Genomic DNA, 17688 nt, shown 5'->3' on the forward strand with positions numbered 1-17688 from the left:
ATCTCTCATCCAATGTTGCAAACTCCCGAACCCGCAACATCGCGGCATTTAGACTCTCGCGGCAGCCTTTATCTTTCGTCTGCCCGTCGGCGACCGATATAGAGACTTGTCGTCATGTTTCGGACAACGCGATTTTCAAAGTCGTCGCGCGCGATGCGGCCAAGCTTGGCCAGCACGGCCGCGCGGTCGGGATGAGCGTTCACGTTGGAGTAAGTGGCGTATAGCGCCACCGTCTGCTCTGCATCGAGAACCGGCGGCCAGCGACGCGAATCGTGTTCCACGAGATCGAACGCGCCGCTGCGTTTCAGCGCCGCCAAGCGGGCCTCTGAGTCCAGGGCGAAGGGAATGCCTCTTTCCCCTGCCGAGGGGCTTTCCGGAGCCGCCAGCAATTCCTTGGCCGCTTCGTGAAAACGGATCAGGCAGGCTGTCATCGCCGAATACGTTCCATATGGCAGCCCACCAGCCTCCGGGGCGAAGCAGACTTGCGATCTTCACGAGGGCGGATTCTTCGTCGAGCCAATGGAAGGCGGTGGCGCTGACGCCGAGGTCGAAGGCCGCCGCTTCCAGCACCGCCTCCTCAAAGGACGCCATCACCACTTTCAACGCCTTGTCGGGATTGTTCGTGCGCAGGAAATCCGCAAGGCGCTGGTCCCGGCTCCATCGCCACCAGCGGGTCAGCGCCGAGTTCAAGCAGCCGATGTGTCGCCGTCCCGGTGCCAGCGCCGATTTCGAAAACCGCAGCATTGCGGCGCAAACCGCACCGGGAAATGAGGGTATCATACACCCAGTCAGGATATTCAGGCCGCGCACGGTGATAGCTTGCGGGGTTGTCTCCGAAAGCTTGACGGCCGAACTTCTTTGCAAGTCTCTCCGTAGCTATCTGCATCTTCCAACCGTCGCAAAAATCCCGCAGACCGTCCAAAAACTCCGCTCCGAAACCACAAGGAGGCTTGTGAAATGGTCCGTACGAATTTCGCGATGGGCTCCCATGGAAATTGACGTTTCCTATGAGTAAGCAGGAAATATTCTCGCTGCTCGATGCCAATCACCCTGAAGCCGGATGAGGCCCTCGTTCCTTGAAAGCCAATCCACTTTCCTCGGACGGATAGACGCCTTTCAGAACATCGTCAAAGTGGCGGCTGACACAGGGATTGCATTCGCAGGCGAGCGCCCGAAGTCCATCGATATTAGCGATGCCTATGCGCCCGCGCCGTGTTTCGATGACCCCTTTCGTCTTCAAATCCTGAATGACCCGGCTGAGATAGCTGCGCCCGACCCCCAACATCGACGCCAATTGTTCTTGCGTCAGCGCTACGTCGGTCGCGCCGGTCCTATCCATGGCAGCCAGCAGCCATTTCGCCGTTCGTTGTTCGATCGAGTGGGCGGCGTTGCAGGCGACGGACTGGAAGACCTGGGCCATCAGGCAGTCGGCATAGCGTGCGAACAGGAATCGCAGTGTGATCGAGCGCGCCTTCGCTTCTTCGAGATCGTGCAGATCAATGCGCCAGAATGACCCGCCTAACTGTACCTCGGCGCGGGCATAGGCGGGAAGGCGTCCCTGGCTGACGATGCCGCCGATCGCACCTTCCCGGCCGATGAGGGCCGTCTCGATCGCACGCCCGTCGCCGAGCACCACCAGATAGGAAATCAGGCTTGGCCCGCAGGGGAAATAGGCGTGCTTGACCGTATCGCCGGGATCGTGGAGCAGCGTTCCTGTCGGCGCGGACCATTCCTCCAGCATCGGTTGGATGATTGCCCAGTCTTCGGTCCGCAAGGCGCGCAATAAATTGTTTCCGATCAGGTCTCCCTCGGCGCTTCGGACATCCATTGCCTACCTCTCGTCTCGGATTTTTTCGTAACGCACAAGCTGGAGAAACGTTCACTAGTGGGCAGACCGATCCCGCATTTCTGTCTACAAGGCAACACAAGGCGCTGATCAGGCCTCATCGAACGTGAGCGATGGCACCATCGATTCCCAGCGAGATACTGGCCGCCTCGAGGGAGAAACAAAGCCGAAGCGGAATCCGGCGGGGCGCCCAAGCACGCCAATACCCAATTCTGTCCTGGAAAATGGGCGTGACACATGAATACAAATGATGTGGCCGATGAAGCGGTTCGTCCAATCCTCCGGCTTTACCTGGCGGGCGACGCCCCCGCCGCGCGCCGCGCGCTTGAAGAGCGCAAGCGCATCATCGATGCGGCGTCGGAGCCGATCGAGATAGAAATTATCGACATTTTGGAGCGGCCGGCCGAGGCGGAGATCGCTGGGATTCTCGCGACCCCGACACTCTCCGACGAGACCGTGACGCCGCCGCGCCGTCTGATCGGCGACATCAGCAACACGACCCAGGTTCTCGAATATTTCGGCTACGGCAACAAGGATGCACCCGCATGACCATAAAAGAGGATGATGCCGTCGATCCCGTGCTTGAACGCGTAAAGACGGGCGTCGAGGCTTTCGATGATCTGGTGATGGGCGGGCTTCCTCGCGGACGAACCACCATCGTGGGCGGAACGCCGGGCAGCGGCAAGACGGTGTTCGCGACACAGTTTTTGGCGCACGGCATCGCCAGTCTTCACGAGCCGGGCGTGTTCGTCACGTTCGAGGAATCGCCGCACGAGATTGAAGTCAACATGGCCAGCTTCGGTTGGGATCTCCGGCGTTGGCGCGAACAGAAACAGCTCATTTTCGTCGATGCGAGCCCGCAGGATCGCGACGAGATCGTCGTCGGCGACTTCGATCTCGCAGGTCTCCTCGCGCGCATTCTTCATGCCGTGCGCGCGGCCAAGGCCAAACGTCTCGTCCTGGATTCGCTGACGCAGCTTTTCGATCATTTCATCGCCGACCCGACGACAGTGCGCCGTGAGCTTTTGCGCATCGCCGCCGCGCTGAAGAAGGAGGGTCTGACCGTCCTGATGACGGCGGAACGCAACAGCGAATATGGTGAGATTTCCCGGCATCGCATCGAGGAATTTGTCGCCGACAATGTCGTCATCCTGCGCAACGCGCTCGACAAGGAGCGCCGCCGCCGCACGATCGAGGTGTTGAAGATGCGCGGCAGCCGGCATGTCGAGGGCGAGGTGCCGGTCACGCTGGTCGAAAATCACGGGCTCGTCGCGGTTCCCCTGTCGTCGCTCCGGCTTGAACAGCAATCGAGCACCAAGCGCGTAACCAGCGGCAACGCCGAGCTCGACGGCATGACGAGCGGCGGCTTGTTCCGCGACAGCGTCACATTGGTGAGCGGCGCCACCGGCACCGGCAAGACCCTGCTGGTGACGAACTTCCTCGCTGGAGGAGTGGCCGCCGGCGAGCGGGCGCTGCTCGTCGGCTATGAAGAAAGCCGAGGCCAACTGTTCCGCAACGCCCGCGGCTGGGGCGTGGATTTCGAAGCGATGGAAGCGGAAGGGAAGCTCAGGGTGATTTCCTTGTATCCCGAAGCGCAGAGCCTCCCGGACCATTTGCTGACGATCCGGAAACTGGTGGAGGAGTTCAAGCCGGATCGGCTTGCCGTCGACAGCCTTTCGGCATTGGAGCGGATCGCCCCCGAGACCGGGTTCCGTGAATTCCTGATCAGCTTGACGTCCTTCATCAAGCAGCGCGAGATCGCGGGGCTTTGCACGGCGACCAACAAGTCCCTGATCGGCGGCCAAAGCGCCAGCGAACAGCACATCTCCACGCTGACCGACTCGATCATCCTGCTGCGCTACATCCAGGAAGGCGACATGATGAACCGCGGGCTGATGGTGCTGAAGATGCGCGGCAGCGAGCATGACAAGCAGATCCGCCGCTTTACGATCGATGCAAAGGGCATGCATCTGGGCGAACCGTTCGGCGGAGCCCCCGATGTATTTGGCGACACGACAATAGCGGGTCCCACCGCATGAGCATGGCGCAAGAGAAGACGCGCATGGCGGCAGAAGTCTTCGATACGGGCGAGGATGAGCCGCTCGCGGGATTTAGCCAGCTCTCCTTCCAACGTCTCGTCGAGAATATTGCCGACGGCATTCTGATCGTCGATCTCGCCGGCACCGTGCTTTACGCGAATCCGGCGGCGGGCGAAATTTTCGGACAACCAGTCGAAAATCTTTTCCATGTCCCGCTCGGCCGGCCGGTCGTTGCCGGAGACATTGCGGAAATCCGTGTCCGGAGGCCCGGCAAACCTTCGGCGGACGTCGAAATGCGCGTCGTCGAGATCGGGTGGAATGGCGATGCAGCACTTCTCGCGAGCCTACGCGATGTCTCGGCTCAACGTGCGTCGGAGGAACGTCAACGCCAGTCACAGAAGATGGAAGCCATCGGCAGGTTGGCCGCCGGGATCGTGCACGATTTCAACAATCTGCTCGCGGTGTTCGAATCCGGCCTGAATCTCCTTGAAAAACAGATCGCCGTTGATCCCGCCGATGCCAAGGTCGGTATGCTCATCAAGGAAATGCGGGCGCGGGCCGGCAATGGCGGCGCGCTGACTCAGCAATTGCTCGCCTTCTCCCGACGGCAAACGCTCTCCCCTGAAGTCATTGACGTGAACGCCCGGATCGAATCTCTCATCCACCTGTTCGAAGGCACTCTGGGACGGGGAGTCGAGATCCGGACCATTTTGGCGCCGCATCTCGATGCGGTCGCAATCGACGCTAACCAGTTCGACGTCGCCCTCCTCAATCTCGCCGTGAACGCCCGCGATGCCATGGACGGTAGGGGCACGCTGACCATTGAGACGAGCAACATCTCGGGCGATTTCAACGGCTCCTCCGAAACGGGGACATCCTTGGTTCGCGTTACGATCCGTGACACCGGCTGCGGCATGAGCAAGGAGACCCTGGCCCAGGTGTTCGAACCGTTCTTCACGACAAAGGGCGAAGGACAAGGAACCGGACTGGGCCTGAGCCAGGTCTATGGCTTTGTCCACCAATCAGGAGGGCAGGTGCTCATCGACAGCGAACTTGGCAAGGGCACCAGCCTGCATCTTTTGCTGCCGAGCGTGCACCGGCTTTGATACTGAGCGGGACCACATCCTTCGTCAATTCCGTGGATGTGCTGATGGCATCGGTGACGAGTGAAAGCGGATGACTGCTCCAAGGGAGCTTTTCTGAGAGCGCCCGCGCCGGCTCCTTCCCGATTCATTGCGTAGAGCGGGGACGTCGAACCACTATAACGATGACCCTGTAGCAGAGCTCCCATCGTTTCGTGCACAAGTGAACAGACGAAAGCCGAAATGTGCACTATTGGACACAAGATTCACATCGGGCTCGGGCACCTTATTCATGATTTCTCCTACTCCCGTCGAGATGCTCGAAAACGAGCTTCTCGCGAAACTGAACGAGGATGACCGGCAGAGGCTGGCAGCTCACATGATGGTGTTCGAGCTCAATCGAAAAGATGTTCTTCAATCGGCCGGAGAAGACGTCGTTGACACCTGGTTTCCGTGCGGCTCCTCGCTGGCAAGCTTCCAACTCGGTTCCGAGGACGGCACGGGAGCCGTTGAAGTCGCACTGATCGGTCGCGAAGGTGCAATCGGCGGCATCGTCTCAAACGGAAGTTTGCCGGCCTATGCGAACGCGGTCGTGCGCGTCGGAGGGCCGTTCTTCCGGTTGAAAACAGCCGCATTGGAACAAGCAAAGCTTGACTCGCTTACATTGCGTCACTGGTTTGCGCGCTATTCGGATTGTCTCATTGCGCAAGTATTCCAGACCTCTGCATGCAACGCGACGCACACCATCATGCAGCGGGCCGCCAAATGGTTGCTCGCAGCGATGGCGCGGACGAGGCAGCCCGTGGTCGACATCACGCAGGAACAACTTGCTGAAACCTTAGGCGTTGGACGGACTTTCGTGGCGCGGGTCATCCGCCAGCTTCGGGACGAAGGCATCATCACAACAAGTCGCGGCGCGATCACCGTGATCCATCAGCACGCACTCCAGGCAAAAGCGTGCCGCTGCACGGAGCATATTGAAAACCACTATGACGTCGTCCTGCACGGCATCTATCCTAGAGATAGACTTGCATGATGAGGCGGATTCTAGCCTGTCAATGGCTCAAGCCGGCAAGTTGCCCTAGTCGAACCCTCGCAACGGCAGATTTGGAGGGTGCCAAATATCGCTGATAAACAGCGTCAAGGTGCGGTCAAAGTCGCAACGATTTTGTGGGGAAAGATCTGTCGCAGAAGTCGCGTGCGAAAGTCGAGGTTTCGCGACTGACTTTTACGACACATTGCGGTCTGGATTCCGGGCCGTTGCTGATGGGGTGCAGGTTTCAGGAATTGCGCGACACCCTCACGGCTACCGCTGACGCGCCAGCCAGACCGTATGTCCGCCGCAGTCGGCGTCTTCCGCAACATGGGCCACAACATCAAAGCCATTCCGGTCGAGCAGCAGGCGGTATTCGTCGGGGTCAAGGCTGGCATGATAGAGGGGTTCGCCTTCCAGCGTGCCGATAGCTTCGCCAAAGGCGGGACCGCTGGTGAACAGCAATGGTGCTTCCGGTTCGGCATGGTCACGGAAGATGGGGAACATCATACGCTGATCGTGAGGCGCAAGGTGAAAGAAGCTGTCCCAAGCGATCAGCCCGCCATATTTCCGATCCAGTTTCAGCGAGCGCATATCCGCCACTTCCGATGTCTCGCCGGGCAGATTGGCCCAGAATCGGGCGATCATCTCGGGCGAACCGTCCACGCCGGTAACCGGATGGCCTCTGCCGGCAAGGTAACGGGCGATCGGCTCGCCCGATCCGCATCCAATGTCGAGCACCGCCGCCCCTCGCCGCAGCATGTCGGCAAACCGCTCGATCCATGCGCGCTCCAACAGCACCGTGCCGCGCGCGGTTGTCCATGCACCAGCATGGCGACGATAAAGGTCTATGATGCGGGCGGCCACGTCGATCATGGTCTTATTGTCGATTTCCTGTTTCCGGTGTCGCAAAACTCCCGAAGCCTGCAACATCGTGGAGGCCTCGCCCCGGACTTGAACCGAGGATATGAGGATTTGCAGTCCTCCGCGTAGCCAGTCCGTCACGAGGCCGTTACGCCCGACGTTAGCTCCGGAAGCGTCAATCGTCTTCAAAAATCAGGACAAGCGCGACAGTTTCAATTCCGCTATGTCAACGCCGAGCTGTTTCTTCAACTCGCTCGATCCTTTGGGCGTGACGGTGACAGCACGCGACGACTTCGAGCGCTGAAGCCAGCCATTAGCGCACAGCGTGGCCATGAGGTGAACGCCAAGAGGCCCGGCGAGATGATGGACACGCTCCGTCCAGTCGAGGCATTGTCGCGCGAGGCCGCGACGGGTCGGCTTGATGGAAGCGACGTTCACGCTGATGCTGGCGAACCATTCGGCTCCGGCTTTGGTCACGACGAACTGCTTGTCCGATGCTGGCCGAATGTAGTCGTGATCCTGCAAGGCGCGCGCTACTTCCACGCCCACCTGTCCGGCCAGATGATTGTAGCAACGGCGGCAGAAACACAATTGCCGATGTGCGGGAGAAAGAACTTTCGGCCGCGCCGTGGCCTCGGGCCGGATCGCGGCCAGATGCTCAAGCGTTTGGGCGACATGGCTATCGGCAAGACGGTAATAGCGATGTCGTCCCTCCGTCTCGACGGAGATCAAGCCGCCTTCCAGCAGCTTGGCAAGGTGGGAGCTGGCGGTTTGCGCCGTCACACCCGACGCGCGAGCGAGTTCACCTGCGGGCAAGGCCCGCCCGTCCAGCAAGGTTATGAGCATGGCCGCGCGGCTCTGGTCCGCGATGAGAAACGCCGTGGCGGCAATATTGGGGTTTGGCATGGCGGCCTCCGGACGATCGCGGCGATGCCAGATTATCTATAGCACCCCATGTTTCGACACGCATCGAAACATCCGATTGCGAGCGTCGATATGCTCGCTGGTATGCAAACTGAAACTCCTACCGATAGTGCTGCGGCTTCGCTTTCAGCCGCCACAAGCGCAGCCGTCAAACGTCATTGGCTCACGCTGACGACGCTTTGCCTTGCCGTCCTCGTCGCCCAGATCGACACCGTCGTGGTCAATCTCGCAGCGCGCCCGATCGGAGCAGACCTCAAAGTCGGAATCGGCGCGTTGCAATGGATCGTGGACAGCTACAACCTTGTCTATGCGGTTCTGCTGCTGACGGGCGGCCTGCTTACCGATCTTTACGGCCGGCGACGCATCTTCATGGCCGGTGCCGGCATCTTCACGGCCGCGTCGCTTTTGTGCGCGGCAGCGCCGTCCGCTTCCGTCCTGAGTGTCGGAAGGGCGCTCGCCGGACTTGGCGCGGCCTTTCTTGTCCCGGCCTCGCTGGCGATCATCCGTGTGGTTTGGCGCGATCCCGGCGAGCGTGGCCGCGCGCTCGGCCTGTGGGCGGCCTGCAACGGACTGGCCATGGCCATCGGGCCGACGCTCGGCGGACTGCTGATCGGTCATTTCGGATGGCGGAGCATCTTCCTCGTTGTGGTGCCGGTCGGCGTGGCCGCGTTCGTTCTGGCGGTCCCGTCCATTCCGGAATCCTCCGATCCCGAAGGGCGGCATTTCGACGGCGCGGCCCAGCTTCTCGGTGCCGTCGCGCTCGGCGGCCTGGCCTTCGCCGCCATCCAGTCTCACGAGGCGCCGGAACTGGCGATCGCTGCCTTCCTCACTGCCGTTCTGGCGCTCGTCGTGTTTATCCGGGTGGAAGTAAGCAAGGGGGCGGCCGCATTGGTGCCCCTCGACGTATTCCGCTCCCGTATTTTCCGTGGAGCGGTAACGGCCACGGCAGGCATGACGTTCGGCATGTACGGCGTGCTTTTTCTGCTGCCGCTATCATGGCTGAGCGCCCGCCGATTCAGTGCCCTGGGCGCTGGCATCGCCCTGATACCGATGGCGTTGGTGTTCGTCGTCGTTTCCCCGTTTTCCGGCGCACTCACCAGCCGATATGGCGCACGCACCGTGGCGGCCGGCGGCGTCGCGATCATCGGCCTCGGGCTCGTATTGATCGGCCTCGGCGCAGATCACACCACGATCATCACTTCTGAAATCGGATTGGTTCTGACCGGCCTCGGGATGGGCATCGCGACCGGTCCGCTGATGGGGGCCGCCGTTGGCGCAGTAGCCGCAACACGGTCCGGGACAGCCAGTGCTCTGGTCAACATCGCGCGCATGGTGGGCGCGACGGTCGGCGTCGCCCTGCTCGGAGCCGTGTTCGCGATGGCACACGGCGACGCAACGGGCTTGCGGGTGGCGATGCTGTCGGGCGGAGCGATCCAGATCGCATGCGCGGCTATCGCGTGGCGCACGATGCGGCCAGCACAAGCGACGTAGGGCCGATCCTGTCGCAAAAATCACGCAGGCCGTCCGAAAGCTCGTCCAGTGCTGCTCGTCGAGGCCCGGAAGACAGTCGTTCAAAAAGGCAGCATCGGGGTGACTTTATTGGGGAACCCAGCCCCAAGGTTCCCATTTGCCCTATGACCCTCGAAGCATTCTTTGCCCGTAACCGTAAAATGATCGCCGCGATGTGGGAAACGGAGACGGGTTTCTTCTAAGCGGCGACCAGTCGATCTGGTGCGAGAAGCAGCAGCATCGCATTGCGGACGGGGAGATCCATCATGGCGAGCAAATTGATCTGGGGAATCCTGTTAGGCGTCATAGTCGGCGCCGCGTTCGGTTACGTCGGCGGCAACACGCCGATCGGGATCGCCATTTGCATCGCGGCCGGAGCTATCGCGGCAGGGATTTGGCATTCTCTTTCGACGAGGAATGCGGAGTGATAGGATGAACCCCGCTGCCGAATTTATTCTACATACTGCTGCTGGCCGGTTTTCCGTCGTCGACATCGTTTATAAGGTCGACCGGCTCACCCGTTCCCTCGCCGACTTCGCCAAGCTCGTCGAATTGTTCGACCACCACGGTGTCTCGTTCGTCTCGGTGACGCAGTCGTTCAATACGACCAGCAGCATGGGGCGACTGACTCTGAATGTTTTGCTGAGCTTTGCTCAATTCGAGCGCGAGGTGATCGGGGAACGGGTCCGCGACAAGATCGCGGCCTCCAAACGCAAGGGTCTCTGGGTCGGCGGCCCGGTCCCGCTCGGCTACAAGAGCATCAGCAAGAAGCTCGTCGTCGTCCCCGAGATGGCCGAGCGGGTGCGCATGATCTTCACCCGCTATGTCGCGCTTGGATCCCTCGGTCTTCTCGCCAAGGAGCTCGACAAGCAAGGCATCCGCTCCCTCTCGGGAAAATCCAAGACATCGACTCGCGGCATTGCCATGCCGATCTCCATGGCCGGTGTCGCCAACCTCCTGCGCAACCCCTTCTATGTCGGCGACATCGTCTATCGCGGCCATGTCGCGCGCGGCGATCATGAGCCCATCATCGATCGCGCTCTCTTCGAAGCTGCGCAGCGCATCCTCAACGCCAATGCCGTCGAGCGGATGAACCGGCTCAAAGGCACGTGCGCCATACTCGGTGGACGGCTCTTCGACGACCGCGGCAACCGCATGACGCAGAGCCATACCAACAAGAACGGCGCGGTACAGATACTATGTCTCGATGGCGATCCTACAGAAGCGCCCGCACCAGGCGGGCAGCATCTCACGTGTTCCCGCACCGGAGATCGAGGCCGCCGTCATCGATGCGCTGCGTGAGTGGTTCGCGCGCGAGCAAAAGGACCGCCAGAGCTTGGGGACGTAGAACTGGCGGAATGCTATCTGGAGACTATCATTGTCAAGCAGGGCGCTCTCGACGTTGCCGTCAAGTCAGCCGGGCAGCGTCCGCCGAGCGACAAAAACGAACGTCGCGGAAAAGCAGCAGATCGCAATGGCGCCGAAAATGAAGATGGCATTGGCTCAGTTTTGAAGGTGGTGTGGTCGCCGCCAGCGGCGGGCGCCATTAAAGGCGTAGCGCATGCGCCTTCGCAGATCACAGGAATGAAGCCCGAGACTCGCGACGCGCTCCTCCTCGCAATTGCCAAAGCCCGCCACTGGGTCGACGACCTCGCCGAGGGGCGCGTCGCCTCGCTGCATGAGATCGCCAAAGCGGAGGGCAGGGTCGTGCGTCACATCAGGCTGCTGGCGCCGCTGGCGTTTGTTTCGCCGACGATGGTGAGTGCGATCGCGGCTGGACAAGTAGATCAGAATCTCACGGTGACGGGGCTCGCCAAACACGTCGGCAACCAATGGTCATCTCAAACGCTGCTATTCGCGTGAGCCCCCCGGCATCTCCAAGTGCACAAGAAAGCGTACTTAGTTGTGGAGTCGGCAGCGCTCGAAGCCAAGCCGGTCCGTTGACGGTACCCGGGAATTCTGGCCGTGAGTTTCGAGTCCTTTCAGGCCCACCATGCAGTCTGCGGACATAGAGATTTTCCGAACTAACGTGAAAAGTGCCCGTATTGTCGGGGAGTCTTGTCTGTTCAGAATTCTACAGAAACCACCTGCCGACGCATTATCGGCAGAATGCGGTGCCGGTCTCTGACCGGCACATTCTTATTTCCTAATGGCCTGGACAAGTTCGTTCAGAGACTTTGTCCGCTCGGATGGAGACTGGTTTGTTTCGATTTACGAACATTGCCAAAGCGATCCGCTGCATGACATCATATTCCAAAATGCGTGTCGTGCAGCGGCCCGTCCTCCAGCACGGCGATCGCGGCTCGCAGCCTCCCTGATTGGTTCCGCATTCGTGAGATGTCGACCTAGAAGATCGCCGAGGCGAAACAATGAGTACTTATGGCCACGCTCATTGTGCGACGGCGCGGCTGCGCGATTTCACCGATCTAACAGCGCGGCCAAAGAAAGAGGAAAATTATCGTAATTTGCCGCGCCCGAGGATCGGCCACACTATCTCAACCCTATCGTCACGCATGCCGATAAGATCATCGTGTAGCAGTACTGTCGTGTCACCGTAGCCTACGACAAATTCGATCTTGTCCCCGACCTTGATGTCGGCGTTCGAAGCATCGAGATTAATGCGCGAATGTTCGGCAGAAAAGCTGATCGAGGCGACATCTTTCAACCCAATCGGTATCGGCACGGCCGCGTCGTGGCTCATGGTCTTCTTTCCGGCATCGCAAATGATACGCCGGTCGTTAGGGCGGCTGATGACGGTGCTCAGAATCGTAAGGGCGTAGGGATGGTCGACGTGAAACTTCGTGCGGTAGCGAACGTCGCTCAGAATTCCTCCGCCCGCCTGAACTTCGGTCACTCCCGGCAGCTTGGCGGTTATAAGATACGTCCCGGTGCCGCCGCAGCTTACAATCGGCGTGGCGAATCCAGATCGGCGCAAAAGGGCAGCCGTATCCGTCAGCAAGGCGACAGATTTTTCCACTTCCGCTATCTTCTTTTGCGGATTCTCGATGCTTGTCGCATGGCCTTCCCAAGCGACGATTCCGACAAATTCCAGGGCCCGCTCAGTTGCGATATGCTTCGCAAGCTCAACGGCCTGCTCTCCGGGAGCGACACCCGATCTTGAGAGACCGATGTCGACCTCGATCGCAACGGGCAAGCGCACATTAGCCTCCCGCGCCGCGGCCGCGAGATCGGAAACATTCTCCCGGTTATCGACCAGGACCTTAACGTGCGCATGGCGTTGCAGGCCCGTCAGACGCGCGATCTTCGGCGCCCCCACGATCTGATTGGCGACGAGGATATCGCCGATGCCGGACGCGGCCATCACCTCCGCCTCTCCCAACTTCGCGCATGTCACTCCCAGCGCGCCGGCTTTAATCGCCTTATGCGCGATCGCAGGGATCTTGATACCCTTCATGTGAGGACGCCACGCGATGCCGGCGGCTTTGCATGCATTCGCGATGCGCTCGATATTAGCTTGCATAACATCCAGATCGACCATCAGTGCCGGCGTATCGAGTGCCATCTTCGACATTCCGACCAAAGCACCTTGTATACTCATTGATCTCCCGCTCCCCATCAGGAATTTTTTGTCCAGTTCTGGTTATGACGACGAAGAAAGGTGCGAAGACGCTCGCTTTCCGGACTTGCGAAAACGGTCGCTGGCGGACCTTGCTCCACAATTATTCCCCGATCCATGAAAATCACGCGATGCGCAACATCATATGCAAACTGCATCTCGTGCGTCACCACGATCATAGTCATTCCATCTCGCGCCAATTGCTGCATGACGGCCAGAACCTCATCGACAAGCTCAGGATCGAGCGCCGAGGTTACCTCGTCAAAAAGCATCAACTTCGGCTTCATGGCGAGCGCACGCGCAATAGCCACTCGTTGTTGCTGACCTCCTGACAAATTGACCGGATATGCATCTGCTTTATCTTCGAGCCCGACCCGAGCAAGCAGCCGGCGAGCGTCCTCCTCCGCCTCTTTCGGCTTCATTCCTTTCACCCGAATTGGAGCGACCGTAACGTTGCGCAACACGCTCATGTGCGGAAATAAGTTAAAGCTCTGAAACACAAAGCCTATCTCAGCGCGGCTGGATGAGATTTCTTGCGCACTACGATTTACGCGCGATCCATCAGGGCGCCTTGCGTATCCGACAACCGAACCGGCTACGATAACGTCTCCTTCTTGATAATCCTCAAGAAAGTTGATGCATCTTAGGAGCGTTGTTTTACCAGATCCACTCGGCCCGATGAGAACGACAACTTCGTTTGTCGATACAGTCAGCGAGACGTCGCTCAGAATCTTGTTTGTCCCGAACCATTTACTGACTCCACGGAACTCCACCATCGATGAGCTTGAGCGAGCGGCATTAGTGGACATAGCTCATCCGTTTTTCAGCAAACCGTCCTAAGAGCGAAAGCGAGTAGCAGATTATGAAATAGATCATCGCCACCCCAATGAGAATCTGAAATGGAGCAAACGTGCGCTCTACGATCTGGCGTCCGGCCATTGTCAGCTCCCACAATCCGATGATTGACACTAGAGAGGTGCTCTTTATCAGCAGGACACAAGTGTTGATAAACGGTGGCATGGAGAGTCGAATAGCCTGCGGCAAAACAACTACGGTCAATAGTAGAGGCAAGCGCATGCCAAGACTCTGGCCAGCCTCCCACTGCGCGCGCGGAATCGATTCTATAGCCGCGCGAAAAACTTCACACATGAACGCTGCGAAGTAGATCGACATAACTAGGATCCCGCCAGGCAACGGCGGAATGTCGATGCCTGAGTAAGGAAGACCGTAATACATATAGAAAAGAAGAAGGAGTAACGGGACGCCCCTCATAAGATAAACATAGACGCCCACCAATGCACGAAAGACTGGCCCCGCGAAAATGCGCAGGATCGCCAGAATCACGCCCATCACAGTCGCGAGGACAACCGTCGCACAGGAAAGGATGAGCGTCCACTCGGCGCCCCGGAGCAGCATCCAGAAGTTTTTAAGGAGAATCTCTGGCATCGGATTCAGTGACTAATGGCGTATCGGCGCTCAAATACGCCGGTCGCGAACATTACAAATGACGTAAGGATTAAATATATTATCCCCACCATAAAGAATATCTCATAAGTTGAAGCTGTGCGCTCACTCAGAAGCTTGCCTTCGTACATCAATTCGCCCACAGCAATGGCCGATACAATCGACGTGTCTTTGATAATCTGGATAAACTGGCTGCAAAGAGGAGGCATCACTCTCATAACGGTCTGAGGTAACTCGATGAGCTCAAAAATATCTCGTCGGCTCATTCCGAGTGCTCGGCCGGCCTCAATCTGCCTCTTGCTTATAGATTGCAGTCCGCCGCGAAAGATTTCGGCAACGTAGGCTGAATTCTGCGCAGCCAATGCGATAAGGCCGGAGGAAAAGCTTGACAATCCAAAACCAGCCATCCCAAAGCCAAAATACACGATATATAACTGCACTAACAGCGGCGTGTTTCGCATAAGTTGGATAAATGCGCCGGCGGGCCATTTTAGCGCCACTCTTCCCGACATCGATGCGAGAGCTATTACCATGCCCCATACGACAGCAAGAAGCACCGCGAGCACTGAAAGCTCAAGGGTGACGACAACACCCTTGAGCAGGCTCGGTAGGAAACGTTCGAGAGTTAGCAAGCTAAAAGGCATGTGCAGTCGCATACGGCATGAGAACGAGCCACTGCCCTTAAGCTGCTACTTTCCATGGCCAATATAAAATCGCTGAGGAGGCGGATTTTTTCCGAACCATTTCTGGTACATGTCAGTATATTCGTGATAGCGTGAGCCATATCGCAATTCGCGAACCACCGTGTCAAGGAAAAGCCACCAGGTAAAGTCGCCTGGCTTCATAAAGATCGCATTGTTCGCAACGCCAAGTTTTTCAACCATGTCGGGCAGCACGACAAGGTCCTTGTTCTGAAGGGCAAAATAATCGGCGATAGGAACGTCGGTTTGCATCGCGGTTGCACGTCCGCTCTTGACCGCAAGCAATAGCTCGCTGGGGTTATCAAACCACAACGTTTTGGCTTTGGGAACGAACCTCTTTGCGCGTTCGGCGTTCTGGGGGTTATTCTGCCCGGTTATTGTAAACTTCTCATCATTCAAGTCCGCCAAACTCTTTACGCCCGAGTCCCGTCGCACGAGGACTGCGCTACCGCTATCCATATAGGGATGGGTGAAGGCGACTTTGGCAGCACGCTCTGGATAAATAGTTGTCGCCGCGATGGCGAAATCCGCTCGGCCGGACAGCACTGAAGGAAAGCGACCTTCAGATTGAATAATGATAAATTCAATCTTATTGGGGTCGCCTAAAAGATCCTTTGCGATCAAGCGCGCAATCTCCACCTCAAAGCCTACAAGCTTTCCATTCTCGTCTGTAAATGCGAGAGGCGGCGCGGTACTGTAAGTCGCCACAATAAGCTTCCCGCGCTTCACTACTGCATCGAGACGCGACTCCTGTGCATAGGCCGCCGTAACGAGACAAAGGAACGCCGCAACGACATACAACCATAGATGTTTGATTTTCATTTCATTCTCCCCAAGACTAACGCCGGTGATTATGCGCAGGACTGCAAATTATGTCCAATGTTGATATTTTTCCAAGTATCGATGCATTACTCGCGCGTCGTGACGAGTTTGGATCAGTGGCTGCTGGAGGATACTTCGCGCAGCACCGACGCCATCGCCATAACACGGGCGCACTTGAAGGTCATCAAGCAGTTGACGTTTCGCGATCTGCTCACAAGGAATGCGAGCTTTTCCTTCGGCATCATCCAGTTGCTCTGCTCTCGGCTTCGCGACCTCAGCAAACACTATGAAGCCGTCGGCCTCTTGCCCGTCGAGATACGGGTCGCCCGCTTGCTGTGCGAAATGCTCTACGAAAAGGAAAGCGCGAAGCGAGAGGAGGTCCACACTCTGCGTCTCGATCTTTCACAGAACGAACTTGGGCTTCTCGTCGGGACCACGCGCCAGCGTGCGAATGCTGCGCTCACGGCGCTTGAGCGCGCTGGCGCCATCAAGCGCTCGGCCCGACGGCTCACCTGCAACGAAGAGAAGCTTCGTAAATTCGCACAGTTCGATTGTCCCTGAGGTCTACACCGACACTACCTGCACCTTCTCGCCCGAAGGAAGCGGTCCTCCAACCGTTTGGTGAACAGGTGGAGCCCTGTGCCATCCCAGAACACGAATGGCCCTCACTCGTCATTAAGATCGACCATATCGCTCATATGATAGGTTTGCTGCAAGGACGTGACTAATGACGACGCTTCCTGATGATGATCCGTTCGCGATCCTTGAGGACACCCGAGTCGTAACGGTGCTGCGACGACTCTACGGTGTGGCGAACCGCCAACACCTCTCGATCATCCGTCACTTCCTGCCGCACGCGATACCTTATTTTCGGCGGCGTTTCGTGCCTTTTTCTGAAAACGAGATGGGTGGATTCTATGCCGACAAATACATCGCTATTGTCGAGGGCCAGGGCGCGTTCGCCTATTTGACGGTGCGGGCTTTGCGCGCCCGCGGTGGTCGAGTTCGGTACGTCTTTCGGTCTATCGACACTCTGGCTCGCTGCGGCGGTGCGCGCTAATGGCGGCGGCCGTGTCGTGACGACAGAGATCGTGCCCAAGAAGGCGCATATCGCGCGGCGCAATTTCGAGGAAGCGGGCCTTGCCGATCTGATCGAGATTCGTGAGGGCGACGTGCACAAAAGTGCGAAAGTCGCCAGGAAGAAATAGAGCGATAGCAAGCTCAAGCAAAGCGATAACCGCGAATTCCCTAAGTGTGCTTGGGCTTGTGGGCCGTCCTCTCCAAAAATTTGCTGTTCCAATATCGAAACGCAGTCTCTCGCATTTTCGAACCGAGTCTCAGGCCGACAAAACGCGGATATCAAAAATTCGCGGCCTGAGACTTTCAGGAAAAAACGCCCTGTCGCGGCAAGCATTTGGGCCGCACCGGCGTGCAGAGACTACGCGGTGCCTCTGAAGGCGCGGAGATCACGCCACTTTTCCCGTCACACGGACATCGCCCGGAGAGACCGGCGTGGCTGGCTGACGATGCAGCCATATCGAACACAGTCTCTGCCTGAATTTCGCGGATAACAGGGAAAAATACAGGGAAAAGAGAGAAACAAGGGCCAGAGAACGACTTTAGAGAGCGATAACTGCCGTAGGTTCAAGGCCTTACAAGAAAATTCCCTAAGAACCAAAACAGCGAAAAATCGAGGACGATCAGGGAATTTTCGGCCTTAACTAGACGCCTATCAGGGAAACTGTAAGCGTTCATGGACCCGCGCGCTTGCCAAAGCGTCCAAACGTCGGTATCGGGCCCCTTGATTGTGAAATTATGAAGCTGATC

At 58.3% G+C, this 17688-nt stretch carries 20 protein-coding genes, 1 tRNA gene and 1 pseudogene; 11 read left to right on the forward strand and 11 right to left on the reverse strand.

Annotated elements, in window-relative coordinates; all coding sequences use genetic code 11:
- Positions 1-68: 68 nt before the first annotated feature.
- The 3 genes and pseudogenes from AB7F49_RS08995 to AB7F49_RS09005 all read right to left on the reverse strand — a co-directional run bounded on the left by AB7F49_RS08995 (position 69) and on the right by AB7F49_RS09005 (position 1828).
- Positions 69-431, reverse strand: coding sequence for a hypothetical protein (locus AB7F49_RS08995; protein ID WP_428521571.1), 363 nt, complete (start codon positions 429-431; stop codon positions 69-71).
- Positions 432-516: 85 nt separating this feature from the next.
- Positions 517-780: pseudogene (locus tag AB7F49_RS09000) on the reverse strand (hypothetical protein); the annotation flags it as partial.
- A 265-nt stretch (positions 781-1045) separates the two neighbouring features.
- On the reverse strand, positions 1046-1828 hold the full coding sequence (locus tag AB7F49_RS09005; protein ID WP_428521498.1) for a Crp/Fnr family transcriptional regulator: 783 nt from the start codon (positions 1826-1828) through the stop codon (positions 1046-1048).
- Between the two features lie 255 nt (positions 1829-2083).
- On the opposite strand from AB7F49_RS09005, the gene AB7F49_RS09010 reads away from it, so the two are divergent.
- The 4 genes from AB7F49_RS09010 to AB7F49_RS09025 all read left to right on the forward strand — a co-directional run bounded on the left by AB7F49_RS09010 (position 2084) and on the right by AB7F49_RS09025 (position 6003).
- Positions 2084-2395: a circadian clock KaiB family protein gene (locus AB7F49_RS09010; RefSeq protein WP_428521499.1), complete on the forward strand. Its 312-nt coding sequence runs from the start codon at positions 2084-2086 to the stop codon at positions 2393-2395.
- On the forward strand, positions 2392-3885 hold the full coding sequence (gene kaiC / locus AB7F49_RS09015) for a circadian clock protein KaiC (protein WP_428521500.1): 1494 nt from the start codon (positions 2392-2394) through the stop codon (positions 3883-3885). Before AB7F49_RS09010 ends, kaiC begins: the two co-directional genes overlap by 4 nt.
- Positions 3882-4991, forward strand: a complete 1110-nt coding sequence (locus tag AB7F49_RS09020) for a two-component system sensor histidine kinase NtrB (RefSeq protein ID WP_428521501.1) — start codon at positions 3882-3884, stop codon at positions 4989-4991. The genes kaiC and AB7F49_RS09020 overlap by 4 nt, the downstream gene beginning before the upstream one ends.
- 229 nt (positions 4992-5220) lie before the next feature.
- On the forward strand, positions 5221-6003 hold the full coding sequence (locus AB7F49_RS09025) for a Crp/Fnr family transcriptional regulator (RefSeq protein WP_428521502.1): 783 nt from the start codon (positions 5221-5223) through the stop codon (positions 6001-6003).
- A 270-nt stretch (positions 6004-6273) separates the two neighbouring features.
- Here AB7F49_RS09025 and AB7F49_RS09030 read toward each other — a convergent pair whose 3' ends face one another.
- The 3 genes from AB7F49_RS09030 to AB7F49_RS09040 form a co-directional block, all read right to left on the reverse strand.
- Complete coding sequence (locus AB7F49_RS09030) at positions 6274-6876, reverse strand: class I SAM-dependent DNA methyltransferase (protein ID WP_428521503.1); 603 nt, start codon at positions 6874-6876, stop codon at positions 6274-6276.
- A 59-nt stretch (positions 6877-6935) separates the two neighbouring features.
- Positions 6936-7011: transfer RNA gene (locus tag AB7F49_RS09035), tRNA-Cys, on the reverse strand.
- 45 nt (positions 7012-7056) lie between these two features.
- Positions 7057-7770, reverse strand: coding sequence for an ArsR/SmtB family transcription factor (locus AB7F49_RS09040; RefSeq protein WP_428521504.1), 714 nt, complete (start codon positions 7768-7770; stop codon positions 7057-7059).
- A 90-nt stretch (positions 7771-7860) separates the two neighbouring features.
- On the opposite strand from AB7F49_RS09040, the gene AB7F49_RS09045 reads away from it, so the two are divergent.
- The 4 genes from AB7F49_RS09045 to AB7F49_RS09060 all read left to right on the forward strand — a co-directional run bounded on the left by AB7F49_RS09045 (position 7861) and on the right by AB7F49_RS09060 (position 11160).
- The gene (locus AB7F49_RS09045) at positions 7861-9279 is read left to right on the forward strand and encodes an MFS transporter (protein ID WP_428521505.1); all 1419 of its coding nucleotides are present in this window, start codon (positions 7861-7863) and stop codon (positions 9277-9279) included.
- 284 nt (positions 9280-9563) lie between these two features.
- On the forward strand, positions 9564-9725 hold the full coding sequence (locus AB7F49_RS09050) for a hypothetical protein (protein WP_428521506.1): 162 nt from the start codon (positions 9564-9566) through the stop codon (positions 9723-9725).
- Positions 9726-9729: 4 nt separating this feature from the next.
- Positions 9730-10599, forward strand: a complete 870-nt coding sequence (locus AB7F49_RS09055) for a recombinase family protein (RefSeq protein WP_428521507.1) — start codon at positions 9730-9732, stop codon at positions 10597-10599.
- Complete coding sequence (locus AB7F49_RS09060) at positions 10600-11160, forward strand: hypothetical protein (RefSeq protein ID WP_428521508.1); 561 nt, start codon at positions 10600-10602, stop codon at positions 11158-11160.
- Positions 11161-11752: 592 nt separating this feature from the next.
- Here AB7F49_RS09060 and AB7F49_RS09065 read toward each other — a convergent pair.
- The 5 genes from AB7F49_RS09065 to AB7F49_RS09085 are packed head-to-tail and all read right to left on the reverse strand — an operon-like array spanning position 11753 to position 15861.
- Positions 11753-12820: a DSD1 family PLP-dependent enzyme gene (locus tag AB7F49_RS09065; RefSeq protein WP_428521509.1), complete on the reverse strand. Its 1068-nt coding sequence runs from the start codon at positions 12818-12820 to the stop codon at positions 11753-11755.
- A gap of 53 nt (positions 12821-12873) precedes the next feature.
- Positions 12874-13683 (reverse strand): amino acid ABC transporter ATP-binding protein, encoded by an 810-nt coding sequence (locus AB7F49_RS09070; protein WP_428521510.1) that lies wholly within the window; start codon positions 13681-13683, stop codon positions 12874-12876.
- Positions 13673-14320, reverse strand: a complete 648-nt coding sequence (locus tag AB7F49_RS09075) for an amino acid ABC transporter permease (RefSeq protein ID WP_428521511.1) — start codon at positions 14318-14320, stop codon at positions 13673-13675. The genes AB7F49_RS09070 and AB7F49_RS09075 overlap by 11 nt, the downstream gene beginning before the upstream one ends.
- A 5-nt stretch (positions 14321-14325) precedes the next feature.
- Positions 14326-14982, reverse strand: a complete 657-nt coding sequence (locus tag AB7F49_RS09080; RefSeq protein WP_428521512.1) for an amino acid ABC transporter permease — start codon at positions 14980-14982, stop codon at positions 14326-14328.
- A 45-nt stretch (positions 14983-15027) separates the two neighbouring features.
- Complete coding sequence (locus AB7F49_RS09085) at positions 15028-15861, reverse strand: transporter substrate-binding domain-containing protein (protein WP_428521513.1); 834 nt, start codon at positions 15859-15861, stop codon at positions 15028-15030.
- On the opposite strand from AB7F49_RS09085, the gene AB7F49_RS09090 reads away from it, so the two are divergent.
- The 3 genes from AB7F49_RS09090 to AB7F49_RS09100 all read left to right on the forward strand — a co-directional run bounded on the left by AB7F49_RS09090 (position 15847) and on the right by AB7F49_RS09100 (position 17069).
- A complete protein-coding gene (locus tag AB7F49_RS09090) occupies positions 15847-16422 on the forward strand; it encodes a Crp/Fnr family transcriptional regulator (RefSeq protein WP_428521514.1) in 576 nt (191 codons plus the stop codon). The genes AB7F49_RS09085 and AB7F49_RS09090 overlap by 15 nt on opposite strands.
- Positions 16423-16588: 166 nt before the next feature.
- A complete protein-coding gene (locus AB7F49_RS09095) occupies positions 16589-16921 on the forward strand; it encodes a hypothetical protein (RefSeq protein ID WP_428521573.1) in 333 nt (110 codons plus the stop codon).
- Positions 16857-17069, forward strand: a complete 213-nt coding sequence (locus AB7F49_RS09100; RefSeq protein ID WP_428521515.1) for an O-methyltransferase — start codon at positions 16857-16859, stop codon at positions 17067-17069. The genes AB7F49_RS09095 and AB7F49_RS09100 overlap by 65 nt, the downstream gene beginning before the upstream one ends.
- The last annotated feature ends 619 nt before the right edge of the window (positions 17070-17688 follow it).

Origin of the sequence: Pseudorhodoplanes sp. (genome assembly GCF_050250235.1) — a bacterium.
Taxonomy (GTDB): Bacteria; Pseudomonadota; Alphaproteobacteria; order Rhizobiales; family Xanthobacteraceae; genus Pseudorhodoplanes.

What these genes read in the sequence shown, in the direction of transcription:
- AB7F49_RS08995 (WP_428521571.1), bottom strand. Translation starts at nt 431, where the DNA reads ATGACAGCCTGCCTGATCCGTTTTCACGAAGCGGCCAAGGAATTGCTG.
- AB7F49_RS09005 (WP_428521498.1), bottom strand. Translation starts at nt 1,828, where the DNA reads ATGGATGTCCGAAGCGCCGAGGGAGACCTGATCGGAAACAATTTATTG.
- AB7F49_RS09010 (WP_428521499.1), top strand. Translation starts at nt 2,084, where the DNA reads ATGAATACAAATGATGTGGCCGATGAAGCGGTTCGTCCAATCCTCCGG.
- kaiC (WP_428521500.1), top strand. Translation starts at nt 2,392, where the DNA reads ATGACCATAAAAGAGGATGATGCCGTCGATCCCGTGCTTGAACGCGTA.
- AB7F49_RS09020 (WP_428521501.1), top strand. Translation starts at nt 3,882, where the DNA reads ATGAGCATGGCGCAAGAGAAGACGCGCATGGCGGCAGAAGTCTTCGAT.
- AB7F49_RS09030 (WP_428521503.1), bottom strand. Translation starts at nt 6,876, where the DNA reads ATGATCGACGTGGCCGCCCGCATCATAGACCTTTATCGTCGCCATGCT.
- AB7F49_RS09040 (WP_428521504.1), bottom strand. Translation starts at nt 7,770, where the DNA reads ATGCCAAACCCCAATATTGCCGCCACGGCGTTTCTCATCGCGGACCAG.
- AB7F49_RS09045 (WP_428521505.1), top strand. Translation starts at nt 7,861, where the DNA reads ATGCTCGCTGGTATGCAAACTGAAACTCCTACCGATAGTGCTGCGGCT.
- AB7F49_RS09050 (WP_428521506.1), top strand. Translation starts at nt 9,564, where the DNA reads ATGGCGAGCAAATTGATCTGGGGAATCCTGTTAGGCGTCATAGTCGGC.
- AB7F49_RS09055 (WP_428521507.1), top strand. Translation starts at nt 9,730, where the DNA reads ATGAACCCCGCTGCCGAATTTATTCTACATACTGCTGCTGGCCGGTTT.
- AB7F49_RS09065 (WP_428521509.1), bottom strand. Translation starts at nt 12,820, where the DNA reads ATGGCACTCGATACGCCGGCACTGATGGTCGATCTGGATGTTATGCAA.
- AB7F49_RS09070 (WP_428521510.1), bottom strand. Translation starts at nt 13,683, where the DNA reads ATGTCCACTAATGCCGCTCGCTCAAGCTCATCGATGGTGGAGTTCCGT.
- AB7F49_RS09075 (WP_428521511.1), bottom strand. Translation starts at nt 14,320, where the DNA reads ATGCCAGAGATTCTCCTTAAAAACTTCTGGATGCTGCTCCGGGGCGCC.
- AB7F49_RS09080 (WP_428521512.1), bottom strand. Translation starts at nt 14,982, where the DNA reads ATGCCTTTTAGCTTGCTAACTCTCGAACGTTTCCTACCGAGCCTGCTC.
- AB7F49_RS09090 (WP_428521514.1), top strand. Translation starts at nt 15,847, where the DNA reads ATGTTTGATTTTCATTTCATTCTCCCCAAGACTAACGCCGGTGATTAT.
- AB7F49_RS09085 (WP_428521513.1), bottom strand. Translation starts at nt 15,861, where the DNA reads ATGAAAATCAAACATCTATGGTTGTATGTCGTTGCGGCGTTCCTTTGT.
- AB7F49_RS09095 (WP_428521573.1), top strand. Translation starts at nt 16,589, where the DNA reads ATGACGACGCTTCCTGATGATGATCCGTTCGCGATCCTTGAGGACACC.